The 14,233-nt window shown below is 60.4% G+C and carries 12 protein-coding genes; 2 read left to right on the top strand and 10 right to left on the bottom strand.

Annotated elements, in window-relative coordinates; genetic code table 11:
* Positions 1-22 precede the first annotated feature (22 nt).
* The 5 genes from HMPREF2787_RS07980 to HMPREF2787_RS07960 all read right to left on the bottom strand — a co-directional run bounded on the left by HMPREF2787_RS07980 (position 23) and on the right by HMPREF2787_RS07960 (position 6,258).
* Positions 23-1,324, bottom strand: coding sequence for a sulfate adenylyltransferase subunit 1 (locus HMPREF2787_RS07980; RefSeq protein ID WP_070858955.1), 1,302 nt, complete (start codon positions 1,322-1,324; stop codon positions 23-25).
* A complete protein-coding gene (gene cysD, locus HMPREF2787_RS07975; RefSeq protein ID WP_070858954.1) occupies positions 1,324-2,250 on the bottom strand; it encodes a sulfate adenylyltransferase subunit CysD in 927 nt (308 codons plus the stop codon). The genes HMPREF2787_RS07980 and cysD overlap by 1 nt, the downstream gene beginning before the upstream one ends.
* Before the next feature lie 117 nt (positions 2,251-2,367).
* A complete protein-coding gene (locus HMPREF2787_RS07970; RefSeq protein ID WP_048734528.1) occupies positions 2,368-3,132 on the bottom strand; it encodes a phosphoadenylyl-sulfate reductase in 765 nt (254 codons plus the stop codon).
* A gap of 250 nt (positions 3,133-3,382) precedes the next feature.
* A complete protein-coding gene (locus HMPREF2787_RS07965) occupies positions 3,383-5,089 on the bottom strand; it encodes a nitrite/sulfite reductase (RefSeq protein ID WP_049189475.1) in 1,707 nt (568 codons plus the stop codon).
* Between the two features lie 143 nt (positions 5,090-5,232).
* A complete protein-coding gene (locus HMPREF2787_RS07960) occupies positions 5,233-6,258 on the bottom strand; it encodes a sulfite exporter TauE/SafE family protein (RefSeq protein ID WP_070858953.1) in 1,026 nt (341 codons plus the stop codon).
* A gap of 252 nt (positions 6,259-6,510) precedes the next feature.
* Between HMPREF2787_RS07960 and HMPREF2787_RS07955 the strand changes: the two genes are divergently transcribed.
* The gene (locus tag HMPREF2787_RS07955; RefSeq protein ID WP_070858952.1) at positions 6,511-8,016 is read left to right on the top strand and encodes an FAD-dependent oxidoreductase; all 1,506 of its coding nucleotides are present in this window, start codon (positions 6,511-6,513) and stop codon (positions 8,014-8,016) included.
* Between the two features lie 64 nt (positions 8,017-8,080).
* Positions 8,081-8,584 (top strand): phosphoribosyltransferase, encoded by a 504-nt coding sequence (locus tag HMPREF2787_RS07950; protein WP_048734520.1) that lies wholly within the window; start codon positions 8,081-8,083, stop codon positions 8,582-8,584.
* Positions 8,585-8,677: 93 nt separating this feature from the next.
* Here the strand turns inward: HMPREF2787_RS07950 and purT are convergent, their stop codons facing one another.
* The 5 genes from purT to HMPREF2787_RS07925 form a co-directional block, all read right to left on the bottom strand.
* A complete protein-coding gene (gene purT, locus HMPREF2787_RS07945) occupies positions 8,678-9,898 on the bottom strand; it encodes a formate-dependent phosphoribosylglycinamide formyltransferase (protein WP_070439007.1) in 1,221 nt (406 codons plus the stop codon).
* 116 nt (positions 9,899-10,014) lie between these two features.
* Positions 10,015-11,046: a nucleoside hydrolase gene (locus HMPREF2787_RS07940; RefSeq protein ID WP_070858992.1), complete on the bottom strand. Its 1,032-nt coding sequence runs from the start codon at positions 11,044-11,046 to the stop codon at positions 10,015-10,017.
* A gap of 96 nt (positions 11,047-11,142) precedes the next feature.
* Entirely contained in the window at positions 11,143-12,399 is a 1,257-nt protein-coding gene (locus HMPREF2787_RS07935; protein ID WP_070858951.1) for a glycerophosphodiester phosphodiesterase family protein, read from the bottom strand.
* 202 nt (positions 12,400-12,601) lie between these two features.
* Positions 12,602-13,240 (bottom strand): LppP/LprE family lipoprotein, encoded by a 639-nt coding sequence (locus HMPREF2787_RS07930; protein ID WP_070858950.1) that lies wholly within the window; start codon positions 13,238-13,240, stop codon positions 12,602-12,604.
* A 162-nt stretch (positions 13,241-13,402) separates the two neighbouring features.
* Positions 13,403-13,987, bottom strand: coding sequence for an LppP/LprE family lipoprotein (locus HMPREF2787_RS07925; RefSeq protein WP_016421541.1), 585 nt, complete (start codon positions 13,985-13,987; stop codon positions 13,403-13,405).
* Positions 13,988-14,233 lie beyond the last annotated feature (246 nt).

The raw sequence follows: 14,233 nt of genomic DNA, 5'->3' as shown, positions 1-14,233 counted from the left end.
CTGGTTTCTCTACCTGGCAGCTCTACTGGGCAGCACCACGCACGAGGCCTGCGGTGAGGGTGTCACCGGTGCCCGGCTCGATGAGCAGGAATGCACCGACACGGCCACCGACGCGGTAGGCATCGACCGGCAGCGGCTGTGCGACCTCGACGGTGATCTCCGCGACGTCGTTGACTGCAAGCTGATCAGCCACACCGGTGGGCTCACCGGTTTCGATATCGATGAGCGCATCGACGGAAGCGATACGACCACGCACCAGTGCGGCACCATAGCGCACCTCTACGACGCGACCGACTGCCAACGGCTTGTCTGCAAGGTGGACGGCCACGGCGGAGAAACGGCGCACGTCTTCCGGGCGCGTGCCACTGATGAGGTCGCCACGGGCGAGGTCGAACTCGGCATCCAGGCTGATGGCCACCGACTGGCCGGCCACGGCCTCAGTGACATCCTCAGCTGCCACGGTGATCTTCGTGACCGTAGCCTGACGGTTGGCGTCTACGGAGACAACATCGCCCACACGCACGCTACCTGCGGCGATACGGCCGGCGTAACCACGGTATTCAGTGGCGTGATCGCGAATGACATAGTCGATGGGCAGGCGCAGGTCAGCCTCGGCATCGGTTTCCAGGTCGGCACCGATGTTGAGGTTTTCCAGCAGCTCCAGCACGGTCGGCCCCTCGTACCACGGAGTGTGCTCAGAAGAATCGACAATGTTGTCGCCGACCAGAGCCGACACTGGAACAACGAAGGTGTTCTGCAGACCCAGGCGCTCTGCTAGTGCTGCCACATCCGACTCAATGGCGCGGAAGGCCTCTTCGCTGTAGTCCAGTAGGTCAATCTTGTTGACTGCGAAAATCACGTGGCGAACGCCCAGCAGACCGGCCACCGTTGCGTGACGCTTGGTCTGCGTCACGACGCCGTTGCGCGCGTCGATAAGCAAAACGACGGCCTCGGCGGTGGACATACCGGTGACGGTGTTTCGGGTGTACTGCTCGTGACCTGGGCAGTCGGCGAGGATGAAGGAGCGGACGTCGGTGGCGAAGTAGCGGTAGGCGACATCGATGGTGATGCCCTGCTCACGCTCGGCCCGCAGACCGTCGACCAGCAGCGACAGGTCCGGGTTTTCCTGACCGCGCGCCTGTGAGGAGGCGACGACGGCCTCGTACTGGTCAGCGAGGATATTCTTCGTGTCGTGCAGCAGGCGACCGACGAAGGTGGACTTACCGTCGTCCACGGAGCCAGCGGTGCACAGGCGAAGAGTGCGACGAGCGCGAGTGGCGCGGTCAGCGGTAATCAGGGTAGCTGGGGAATTTGGCTGGCTCATCAGAAGTAACCTTCCTTCTTGCGGTCTTCCATGGAGGATTCGGACAACTTGTCATCTGCGCGGGTAGCGCCGCGCTCGGTGAGCTTGGATGTGCGAAGTTCCTCCATGACCTCCGCAATAGTGGTGGCAGTCGATTCGACAGCGCCGGTGCAGCTCATGTCACCGACAGTGCGGTAGCGGACAGTGCGAACCTCGAGGGTCTCGCCGTCGCGGGGTCCACCCCACTCGCCCGGTGCCAGCCACATACCGCCGCGGTTGAACACCTCACGCTCATGGGAGAAGTAGATGGGCGGCAGTTCGATGTCACGGGCTTCGATGTAGGCCCAGACGTCGGCCTCGGTCCAGTTCGAGATTGGGAAAACGCGGACGTTCTCTCCGGCGGCGTGGCGACCGTTGTAGAGGCCCCACAGCTCAGGGCGCTGACGGCGTGGATCCCAACCGCCGAAGGAGTCGCGAACGGAGAACACGCGCTCCTTTGCGCGGGCCTTCTCCTCATCGCGGCGGGCGCCACCGAGAACGGCATCGTAACCGCGGTTGGCAATGGTCTCCACCAGCGGTACGGTCTGCAAGGGGTTGCGGGTGCCGTCGGCACGCTCGGTGAGCACGCCGCTGTCGATCCAGTCTTGGACCTTGGCTACGTGCAGCTTGATGCCCGGCTGAGCGGCAATCTTGTCGCGGAATTCAATAACTTCGGGGAAGTTGTGGCCGGTGTCGACGTGGAGCAGCTCCAGCGGGATACCCGCCGGTGCGAAAGCGCGCTTGGCCAGCTCGAGCACGACGACGGAATCCTTTCCGCCGGAGAAAAGTAGTGCCGGACGCTCGAACTGACCGGCGGTCTGGCGAATAATGTCGATGGCCTCGGCTTCCAGCTCGGCAAGCCGCGGGTCGAGGCGGTTTTGTACGGAAACGGTGGTTGAGCTAGTCATGGGGGTTCTTTCTGTTGGGGCTGTGTTGGCTGTTGTAACTGCGCTGTTTTAGCTGATATCGGTTATCGGCGGGCGGCTAGTGGCTGGCGGCAAGTAGCTGTCTGCTAGCCGCTCGAACTAGAGGTGCAATCCGCACTCAGTCTTCTCGGAGCCCGCCCAGCGACCCGAGCGCGGATCCGCGCCCTCTGCCACTCGCGCGGTGCATGTCGCGCAGCCAATCGACGGGAACCCCTGTTGCGTCAGCGGATGCACAATGAGGTCGTTGTCCTCGATGTACTGGGCAACATCCTCATCTGTCCAGGTGGCCAACGGGTTGAGCTTGATGCGACCAGTCTTGTCGATCTCCAGTACCGGCGTGTGTGCGCGGGTCGGCGCGTCGACGCGCTTCAGACCTGTGACCCAGCCCTCGTAGGGGCGCTTCACGGCAGACAGCGGCTCGACCTTCCGCAATGCGCAGCAACGCGTCGGGTCGGTCTTGTACAGATCAACGCCCTCTTCGGCGTCCTGCTCGGCGCGGGTGCGCTTCGGCTCAATCGACAGCAGTCGGTTGTCGTAACGCTGTGCGACCTGCTCTGCCACGTCGAGGGTCTCCGGGAAGTGGTAACCGGTATCCAGGAAAATCAGATCTGCCTCCGGCGCGTGCCGAGCAGCCAGTTCCGCCAACACTGTGTCCTGCATCGACAGGGTCACAGCCAGTGGCGTGTGCAGGTGCTCCGCACCCCATTCCAATACTTCCCCAGCAGTGGCGGTCTCCAGCTTGGAGCCCCACTCCAGTGCGAGCTCAATCAGACGGCGAGCAGTTTCCGGGTTGTCCAGCGCGTCTTCACGCGCGAGCGCCTCCTGAGTCTTAATGACCTCAGCGGTTTTCAGTCCCGTGCTCATGACGCCACCTTTCTATCGATATGTCCGTGCAGTTTCACTGTGAATACCCGGCAGCATTCGCGGCATTGCCAGGCGTAATCGGTTTCCAGGTCGGGCCACAGATCATCACCGCCGCAGTAAGGGCAATGCATCACCGCACCCCGGTTCGGATTGGGGTGTGCGCTTCGGCCACCGATTCCCAGTCGCGCTGGCGTCTCGTCTTTTTCGCTTGACGACGGCCCCTGCGACCGAACCCCATTGGGAGATTCACTCACTTCAGGTCCTCCTCATCAGCGCGGACAATCCACTCGCGGAACTGTTCACCCTCGTGGCGCTGTTCCTTGAAGTGATTGACGACGCGCTCGATGTAGTCACCCAGTTCTGCCGAGGTGACCTTGTGTCCGCGAACCTTGCGGCCGAAGTTGGCATCGAGCCCCAGCGAACCACCGAGGTGAACCTGGAAACCCTCGACACGGTTGCCCTCGTCGTCGGTGACAATCTGCCCCTTGAGTCCGATGTCGGCAATCTGCGTGCGGGCGCAGGCATTCGGGCAGCCATTGAGCGCAATGGTGATTGGGACGTCGAGGTCACCGAGGCGTTCCTCCAAGTCGCCCACCAAATCAATTGCGCGCTGGCGCGTGGTGACAAGTGCGAGCTTGCAGAACTCTAGGCCGGTGCAGGCCAGGATGCCCCGTCGGAAAGCTGAGGGCTTGGCAGACAGGCCAATTTCGTCGAGTTCTGCGAGCAGGGAGTCGACCTGGTCGTCGGCGACGTCGAGGAGAATGAGCTCCTTCATCACGGTGGTGCGGACGCGGGAAACACCGTGGCGCTCGGCGATGTCGGCGAGTTTGACCAGGTCAGAGCCCGGAACACGGCCAACAGCGGGCTTAACACCGACGTAGTTGAGACCGTCGGCCTGCTTGTGCACGCCGATGTGGTCACGGTCGCCCTCGAAAGGTTCGGGTGCGGGGCCGTCGATAAGCTTGCGGTTGAGGTAGTCGTCTTCGAGTACCTGGCGGAACTTCTCCGCGCCCCATTCGGCAACGAGGAACTTCAGACGCGCACGATTGCGCAGGCGACGGTAGCCGTAGTCCCGGAAGATGCGGCACACGCCCGCCCATACCTCGGGAACCTCGTCCTCTGGGATCCAGGCGCCGAGACGCTGGGCGAGCATCGGGTTGGTGGAGAGACCACCACCGACCCAAACGTCGAAACCGGGGCCGTGCTCTGGATGATTGACACCGACGAAGGCAACGTCCTGGACCTCGTGGGTGACATCGAGACGCGGGGAACCGGAAACTGCCGACTTAAACTTACGCGGTAGGTTGGAGAACTCGTCGCCGGAGAGGTACTCCTCCTTGATGCGGCGGATGGCGTTGGTGCCGTCGACAATTTCATCGGCCGCAACACCGGCAACCGGGCTGCCTAGAATAACGCGGGGAACGTCGCCGCAGCCAAAGTTGGTGTCGAGACCAACTCGCTCAAGGCGCTCCCAGATCTCCGGCATATCTTCGACGCGAATCCAGTGCAGCTGGACGTTCTGGCGGTCGGAGAAGTCCGCAGTGTCGCGGGCGAAGTCGCGGGAAATCTCGCCGATGGTGCGAATGCCCTCGGTGGTGGTCTGGCCACCGTCGAGGCGGACGCGGAGCATAAAGTACTTGTCCTGCAGCTCGGCGTTGGTCTTCACGCCGGTGTGCTCACCGCTAAGCCCCTGCTTGCGCTGGGTGTAGAGGCCAATCCACTTAAAGCGAGGCGCTAGGTCCTCCGCGGGGATGGAGTCAAACCCCTGCTTGGAGTAGATGTCGATAACACGCTGCTTAACGGCGATGCCAGCATCTTCTTTCTTAATGCGCTCGTCGTCGTTAAGTGGCTCGCGGCCGTCGATAAGCCACTGCCCCTGTGGCTTCGGTGCGCGCTTCTTACGTCGGGTAGCCGCTGCGGACGCTGGACGCTCGGCGGTTTTCGTAGGAGAGCTCATGGGGAATCTACCGAATCACTTTCGTTTTGTTCTCGTTGACCGAATCAGTTTCTAATCTTTATAGACCGTTTGGTCTACGTTGTATTGCAGGCAACATTAGACCGACCAGTCTGGATAGTGCAAGCCGGGACACGCTCGGACACCTAGCGAACCCCTGCTTCGCCCACGCGGACACCGTTTTTCGTACCCACTTTGACACCTTCAGAAGCATCCTCGGCCCCGGCATCAACCGAAGCGGGTGATGGAGATCCAGAACTAGACACATCAGCCGAGGGAGACTGAGAAGTCGGCTCAAGTTGGACCCGCTGACGCAGCCCCGGAAGAGTGTCGTGCGAACGCGCCCACAGCACCAGCACAACGACAACAAAAGCCCACACGAGCAGCACTGTCGTCAGTACGCCCCCAGAAACCAGCGACGAAAACAGAGTGCGAATATTCAGCCCCACCAACACGCCGCCGATCGCAATCCCAAGTAGCCGCGGATTAATGCGCCCCACCAGGTACGCAGCCAAGGGTGCCGCAATCACACCACCGCACAACAAACCAATTACCGGTGCGGCATGCTGGGTAAATTCCTCCCGCAGCTTGGGCAAAAAGCCCAGTACAGCCGCCGAGGCAACGAGAAATTCCGCCGCAGAGACAGTACCGATAATCTTGCGCGGCTGGTCAGCCTCAGCGCCGAGCAAAGTTGAGGTGGTAACAGGCCCCCAACCACCGCCTCCAGTGGAATCAAGCAGGCCACCAAAGAGCCCCAGCGGAGCGAGCTTCTTCGCCCCCCAGGCCTTCTTCTTGCGCTTAACACTGGCCAAAAAGGCGAAGCGGATAATCACCCACAGACCGAGGAAAAGCAAGATTGTCGAGGTCACAGGCGTCGCGGCATCACCGTCGAGATTCGCCAAAAAGGTCGCACCAATAAAGGCACCGATAGCACCCGGCACACCAAGACTCAGCGCGCGTCGCCAGTCGACATTGCCGAATCGCCAGTGTGAAATACCGGAGGCCAGTGTCGTACCCACCTCTGCTACGTGAACCACCGCCGACGCAGTGGCAGCACTACTACCAGCGACAATAAACAGCGAAGTAGCGGTGACACCGAAAGCCATCCCCAGAGTGCCGTCGACTAATTGCGCGCCAAGGCCGATTAGCACGAAGACTATGAGTTTTTCCATGACAAGCCCTTCCCCGCTTACCCAACCAGAGCCTGCCGTTGCCACGACGTCCGCACGACAAGCTCTTTTAGACCTCGTTCAGCAGAAGCGATGCGCAGCAAAACCCTCTCAAGCCAAAGCAGTGATTCTTGCGGTGTATTGTGTTTGCTTTTTGTAGACCAGTTTGTCTATATTCTGTTTCAGCAAGCATAGACCGGTTGGTCTACGATAAGCAATCGCGACAAAGAAAACGTAGAAAAAGGATTCCACCCAATGACCAACGACCAGACTGCAGCCCAGAACACGGCCGCTTCCTCACTGCCCGATCTCGCCAACTCCACCACGCCACTGCGTGTAGCCGTGGTTGGCTCGGGCCCGGCCGGCATCTACGCCTCCGACGCGCTGATGAAGTCCGGCCGCGATGTCGCCATCGACCTCTACGAGCGCCTTCCAGTGCCGTTCGGCCTCATCCGCTACGGTGTTGCGCCAGACCACCCGCGAATCAAGGGCATCATTAAGTCCCTCCACCGAGTGCTGGACAAGCCGCAGGTTCGACTGCTGGGCAACGTGGACGTCGGCAAGCAGGTCAGCGTTGATGAACTGCGCCAGTTCTACGACGCCATCATCTTCGCCACTGGCGCGACCGGCGACCGCGATCTGAACATCCCGGGCTCGGACCTGCCGGAGCACTACGGCGCCGGTGAGTTCGTAGGTTTCTACGACTCCCACCCGGAGTTCGCCCGCGATTGGGAGCTCTCCGCTGAGTCGGTCGCTGTGGTCGGCGTCGGTAACGTGGGTCTCGACGTCGCCCGTATTCTCGCCAAGACTGCCGATGAGCTGCACGTCACCGAAATCGCCGACAACGTCTACGACGGCCTGGCAAAGAATGCCGCCCGCGAAGTCCATGTCTTTGGCCGTCGCGGTCCGGCTCAGGCAAAGTTCACTCCACTGGAGCTGAAGGAACTGGACCACTCTGACACCATTGAGGTTGTCGTGAATCCGGAGGACATCCAGTACGATGCCGCCTCCGAAACGTCCCGTCGCGAGTCCAAGATCACCGATCAGGTCTGTACGATTCTGGAGAACTACGCCATCCGCGAGCCCAAGGGCGCCCCGCACAAGCTCTTCATCCACTTCTTCGAGTCCCCGGTCGAAATCATCGGCGAGACCGGTGAAGATGGAGTACAGCACGTCAGCGCTATCCGCACCGAACGCACCGAACTCGACGGCGAGGGTGGCGTCCGCGGCACCGGCAAGTTCACCGAATGGCCGGTCGGTGCGGTCTACCGCGCAGTCGGCTACCGCTCCGACGCAGTCACCGGCGTACCGTTCGACACCGGCACGCACACCATCCCAGATGCCGGCGGCCGCGTGCTTGACGACGTCGACGGCAACCACATCCAGGGCCTGTACACCACCGGCTGGATTCGCCGTGGCCCGGTCGGCCTAATCGGTAACACCAAGGGCGACGCCAATGAAACTGTCGGCAACCTCATCGCCGACTGGGAGGCAGGTCGCCTGGCCGCACCTGCAAAGCCCACGCATAACGACGTCGACGAGTTCCTGGCCGACAAGGGCCTCCAGGTCACCACCTGGGAGGGCTGGCACGCACTCGACTCCGCCGAGCGTACCGCGGGCGAAGCCGAAGGCCGCGAGCGCAAGAAGCTGGTCGAGTGGGCTGACATGGTTGCGGCCTCCACGGTCGTCGCAAAGCAGCCAGATGCCGATGACGTGGCCGAAGCTGTGCACGAAGCTGTTGTGGAGACCGTCGCGAGCTAGCGCATCGGGTCTAACCGGACAGTTGATTATGCACGTCAGTCGATTTTCGGATTAGAGTTAATACATGGCTTATCATGCAGACTCATCCAACCTGGACGTCAAGGAAGTTCTGACCTGGGAAGGCTTCGGCGTCGCCTCCCGTGAACTGGCACAGCAGATTGTCGACTCGGACTTCGACCCGGAGATTATTATCGCCGTGGCCCGCGGTGGCCTGCTGCCAGCAGGCGCACTCAGCTACACCATGGGCGTCAAGCTCTCTGACGCCATCAACGTCGAGTTCTACACCGACGTGGCGGAGACCCTGCCGGATCCGGTTCTGCTGGAGCCGCTGCTGGACATCGAATCGATTTCCAACCGCCGCCTGCTGGTCGTCGACGATGTGGCTGACTCCGGTCGCACGCTGCATCTGGTGCTCGACCTACTCAAGAAGCACGGCGCTGAAGTCCGTTCCGCTGTGCTCTACGGCAAGTCCCGCTCGGAGATTGCACCGGACTACGTCTGGAAGCACACCGATGACTGGATCGTCTTCCCCTGGTCGGCCGAGCCACCGGTACAGAAGTCCAAGTAGATCAAGTAGCTTACGCACCACAGCGGGCACAAAAAAGTGCGCTGCAGCGTTCCTTTCCCAAGCAACACCAGCAGCGCACACTAGGTCGTCGAACTACCCCAGTTCGACGACCTTAATCTTTGATGCCGCCTCCGATGCACGCTCACGAGCAGCGTCGACAGAATCTGCGGTCGAAACAGCAACACCCATGCGGCGACGCGGACCGGCAAACGGCTTACCAAAGATACGAATGTCTGTCTCCGGAATAGCCATGGCCTCAGCTAGGCCGGTGTAGCCCGGCTGCTCGATGTCAGCACCGCCGTAGACTACAGCGGAAGCTCCCGGGGACACCAGCGTGACGTCGATAGGCAGCCCCAGCACTGCGCGCGCGTGCAGCTCGAACTCGGAGAAACGCTGCGTACCCATGGTGACCATGCCGGTGTCATGCGGGCGCGGGCTGACCTCGGAGAACCACACTTCATCGCCGCGGACAAACAGCTCGACGCCGAAGATACCGCGACCGCCCAGCGCGTTGGTGATGCGCGCGGCGACAGAGCGCGCATTGTCCAGGGCGTTTTCGCTCATGGCTGCCGGCTGCCAGGACTCAACGTAGTCACCATCCTGCTGACGGTGGCCGATGGGCTCACAGAACCACGTTGCCCCCTCGCCAGTCTCCGGATCAACGGAGCGCACGGTCAGCAGCGTGATCTCATAGTCGAAATCAACGAAGCCCTCCACGATGACGCGACCGGACTCAACGCGACCGCCACTCATGGCGTAATCCCACGCGGCCTGGACATCCTCCGGCGAACGCAGCGTGGACTGTCCCTTGCCCGAGGAACTCATGACCGGCTTGACCACGCATGGGAAGCCAATCTCATCAACAGCTGCGGTGAACTCATCAAAGCTGGAGGCGAAGTGATAGCGGGAAGTCGGCAGTCCCACCTCTTCCGCAGCCAGGCGGCGAATACCTTCTCGGTTCATGGTCAGCTGAGTCGCCCGTGCGGTCGGAATAACGGTGACGTCCAGCGTCTCATCTTCCTCGACCTCTGCCAGCACCTCGGTTGCCAGAGCCTCAATCTCAGGGACGATGAAGTGTGGCTTGACCTGGAGAATCAGGTCCCGCAGTGCGCTAGGGTCCGACATATTCAACACGTAGGCGTGGTGAGCTACCTGGTGTGCCGGTGCATGCTCGTAGCGATCGGCAGCGTGCACCTCAACGCCAAGACGCTGGAAAGCAATGGTCACCTCCTTGCCGAGCTCGCCAGAGCCGAGCAGCAGAACTCGCGTTGCTCCCGGCTGGTACGGGGTTCCGGTGGCTTCAGGGGTGAACATCGAGATAAATTCGCTTTCGTCTACGGCACATACGCTGCGCAACCAGCAGCTGTTAAATTGATTGCCTCCAGCATACGACAGCGAGCTGATTCACCGCGGCGGGCACGGGCGGGAACCTAGCGCGGGAACACCCGCTGGAACTCAGCCAGCGCCACCTCACGGTCAGCGGCCAGGACAACATTCGCCACCGCTCCGGCTGAATCCTCCACCACCTGGCCGCGGCGTGCTGGCTCAGCTGCAAAGGTTCGCTTATCGACGCCCACGAGACGCATCTTCTCCACTTCCCCTGTCACCGCACCGACGGCCACCATCGCAGCGAAGAGGTCATGAACCTGCGCCTTGTAACCGACTCCAACTCCCTGGTGGAACTCAAAGTAGAACTTCAGCGAGCGGCGCAGAACACGCAGCAGCTCCGAGTTCATACCGGCATCTCGCCAGGATTCAATCTCAGTATCACTAATGGTGATGGTCTCGGTGACATTGAGCGGAACCAGCGTCGGCACCGGCGCGCCTGCGGCGGTGGCGATGCTGCGCACGGCATCCTCCGGGCGCTCGACGGCCACAGCACCTGCGGTGCCGAACACCTCGGTGACCGCGGTGGGGTCGACCCAGAAGTTCCATTCCGCAAACTCGGTGACGTTACCGTGGTAGTCCACAGCACCGCCCATAATGGTCAGGCCGTCGAGCTCCCGCATGAGTTCTGGGTATTTCTTCAAAGCGGCCACGTAGGTGGTCATAGGGCCAGTGACCAGCAGGTGCACCTTCTCCCCCGTCGACCGTGCCTGCTCGATGACTCGTCGCCACAGCGCCAGCGGATCCGCCGCCCCTCCGCGCCCCGGCTCGTAGATGACGGCCGGTGGTGCCAGGTTGTAGCCCAGCCCGTACGGGCCATGAGTCTCAGGCGTGGTGGTCAGTTCACGGTCAGCGGGCCCCTCGAAACCGCTGACAACCGGAACCTCCGGACAACCGCAGAGATTCAACATGTACTTGGTGTTGCGAGCGGACCATGCCGCAGTGGTGTTACCACCTGCGCAGGTCACACCCACCAGCTCGATCTCGCCTGCGGTATGCAACCCCGCGAGGTAGACGAGAGCAAGACTGTCATCGATACCCGTGTCAACGTCGGCAAGCACTTTCAAACGCGTCATAAGGTCAAGTGTGACACGAAACATGCTCGGCCCGCAGAGCTAAACATGGGCAAAACAGGGATACAGACGAGTTTCCGCTGGTGCTGGCCGGGTTTACTAGTTCGTCGACATCGCTGCATCACCCACCGGAGCGGACTCCGGCAGCGGCATTTTCAGCTCGGCCAAGACCTCGCGCAGTCGCGTCGGGTAGTCGGTGATGATGCCGTCGACACCAGCGGCAATTTGCTCGCGCATGGTCTCCTTTTCATTTACGGTCCACGGCACCACCTTCATGCCGGCCTCATGCGCACGGGAGATTAGCTCCGGCGTGGCGACCGGGTGGTAGTCAGCATCTGACGGTGTCTTGCCGTAAGGAATGCTGTGCGTCGGCGAGAGCACCTGCACGCCGAGCTGCTTGGCGGCCTCGATGATGTCGCCATTGACCTCGTCGTAATTGACATCGCCAATCCAAGGAGAATCCTTCTTCCAGGTGGTCTCGTCCCACAGCATGACCAGCGGAATCTCCGGGTTCCGTTCCGCGACCAGCGGCAGCGAGCGCCAATCGAAGGACTGAATCATCACACGATTAGCCACACCCGCGCGGTCAATCTCGTCGAGAATCACATCGACGAACTCCTGCGGTTCTGCCGAGTCAGCGCGCTTTTCGCCCTCAATCTTGGTCTCAATGTTGAAGTGGATGTCCTGGTTGTCCTTAGTCAGCTCGAACAGCTCCGGCAGGGTCATCATCCTATTGCCCTTGATTGGCTCCGCATCCGGGAAGTCCTCGAGCTTCTTGTCACAGACCAGGGTTTGTACCTGCTCATAGGTGAGATCATGCACGAGCTTGCCGACGTACGGGTACTGCGGATCCCCCTCCGTCACTGGCTCGGTGTCCGAGCACTTATCGTCTTGGATCTCCGGATCGTGCCAGACCATAGGCACGCCATCCTTCGTCAGGACGATGTCCAGCTCCAACGTCGTAACGCCCAGCTCCAACGAGTTGATCATCGCCTGCTTGGACTCCTCCGTCCACTCACCGCGACCACCACGGTGCGACTGCAGATCAAAACCCTCCGGCAGCTTAGCCATCGCAGCCGGCCGCACATTCGCGGCCGCATTCAGCTCAGCAACCTGCTGCTTTTCAAAGGTCTTCTCTTCGCTCGACGTAGTGCTGACCGCGCTTGCACTGCTTGACGACGATGCCGCGTCGTTGTCTGCATCATTGCTGCAGGCTGCAATAGGAGAAATAGCAAACGCGCCCATAGCGATGGCCGCGATTGCGCGGCGCGTGCCGTGGACGCGTGAATTCTGAGGCTGCTCGCTCTGCTTGGTCCGTTCGTCAAGGATGGAGTCAGATGAGTTGTAAGAAGGCATGGCCGGTGTTTTTCCTCTTTGGGCTTAGTATTAGCGGCTTATGTTAGCGAGTTCATAGCGACGGCGTAGTACCGACAACACAGTATCGGCAACCTAGCGTCGGAGGTTTACGAAACACAGAAATCGGTGTGAAATCTGTGTGGTGCGCCACTACTGTAAAACGGTCTGACAGCACTCGCATCCGGAGAGCACGGGCTATAGATCAATTCCCCTCTGCCTTTGGAATCTCGCCTTCTTGAGCAACCTCTGCCCCATCCCAGGAGTACGTAACGGGAGCGTTGTACTGGTCTTTAAAGGCGAAGGCACCGCCGTCTTTAATCATTTTATTGACATCGAAGAAATTGACGGTCACAGTTTTGCCATCGCCTTCGACCGAGTTGATTGTCTGCGGACCACCGGCGGTACCCACGTACTCGCCCTTATGAAACAGCAGCACTGCACCAGAGGTAGTTGAGTGGGTAATTTCATTCTGTACTGCTGAGGCAAAGGTCAATTCGCTGGTGGTATCCCAGTTCGTATTGTCCGTGACTGTCCAACCGCTGCCATTGCCACCTTCCATTGAGTTCAGGTCGGCAACCGCTTCTTCGAAAGCCTCTTCCTGGGTTGGAGCAGAAGAACCCCCATCGGTGTCGTTATCATCGACATCCGGATTGGGGGTATCTGCACTTTCACCGTCATCCTCGACAGTGGTGGTCGTAGTGATGGTGGTCGTTTCTTCATCTACCTGAGGGGCAGAGGTCGGTGCTGCGGTCTCATCAGTGGAGCAACCGGACAAAGCCACTACACCTGCGACCGCCGCGCTAACCAGCATCGACCCGCGACGAACTGAACGACCACTCATGGCTGGAACCTCTTCTGTTCTCTCAAGTTTTCTCAAGCACTTAGCTACGGCGGAGCATTACTTACTCATGTCCGACTCTGAATTGAGTTTACTTGGGAAAACTCAAGAGACCCCGGGAGTGTCCAAGAATTCTCGAAAGCTCTCGAAAATTCTCGGGAGTCCTTAGGAAGCGGGCTTCGCCCCGCCGGGAATCTTGCCCTCGTGGACGACGTGATCGCCGTTCCAGAAGAAGTGAACATTAGAGGTGAACTTGGCCGCATCAGCGTTCGGCGCACCTGCGGCCTCCTGGGCCTCCCAGTCGTGGTAGATGACCGAGATGTTCTTACCATCAGGGGTCGGCGTCACCTTGTTGATGTGCTGAGGCCGGTCAGAGTCCGTACCAATGAACTCACCCTTGTGGAACATCAACAGCACAGTGGAGGACTGAGCGTTGCCCTGCTTGGCCTGATCTGCGAGAGCAAAGCTCAAATCGCTACACGGGCTGAAGTTGGAGGTGCCAGTGTACTTCCACCCATCATGGTTGTTCGGACGCTCCCTGTTGACCTTATCCAGGGCCTCCTGGATTTCAGGTGCTGCCGGGTTCGGGGTACAGCTATCTGCCTTCGCCGGAGCCGGTGCCGGCACTGGGGCCGGTTCCGCCTGAGCCGCGGGAGCTGCAACGGCTCCACCTACTGCGGAGAAAACCATCGCGCCGGAAAGTACGGCGGAACTTGCCAGTCGTTGTACTCGGTGTCCTGTGTTTTGCATGAAAACCACACGCCTTCTGTCGTTTGGACTTCTGTCGTTGGACCACGCGGTGAGGCCTACGATACAAAAATGACTCTGGGATGCCAGTGTCAACTGACAATTCCCAGAGCCTTCTCGTGGTTAGCAAATGTTCTTTTTTACAGCAGCCAGCAGTTTCGACACCGAAGATTTTTTATCTAACAGTTCGATAAAGCCGGGTCGAAAGCCGGACTATTTTCCGGCTAGTTCGCCACTGCCCCCCCCCCC

Origin of the sequence: Corynebacterium sp. HMSC061H03 (assembly GCF_001838215.1) — a bacterium.
GTDB classification, from domain to species: Bacteria; Actinomycetota; Actinomycetes; order Mycobacteriales; family Mycobacteriaceae; genus Corynebacterium; species Corynebacterium jeikeium_D.
Note: the sequence above shows the minus strand (reverse complement) of the source record. Positions and strands in the feature narration are given on the sequence as shown.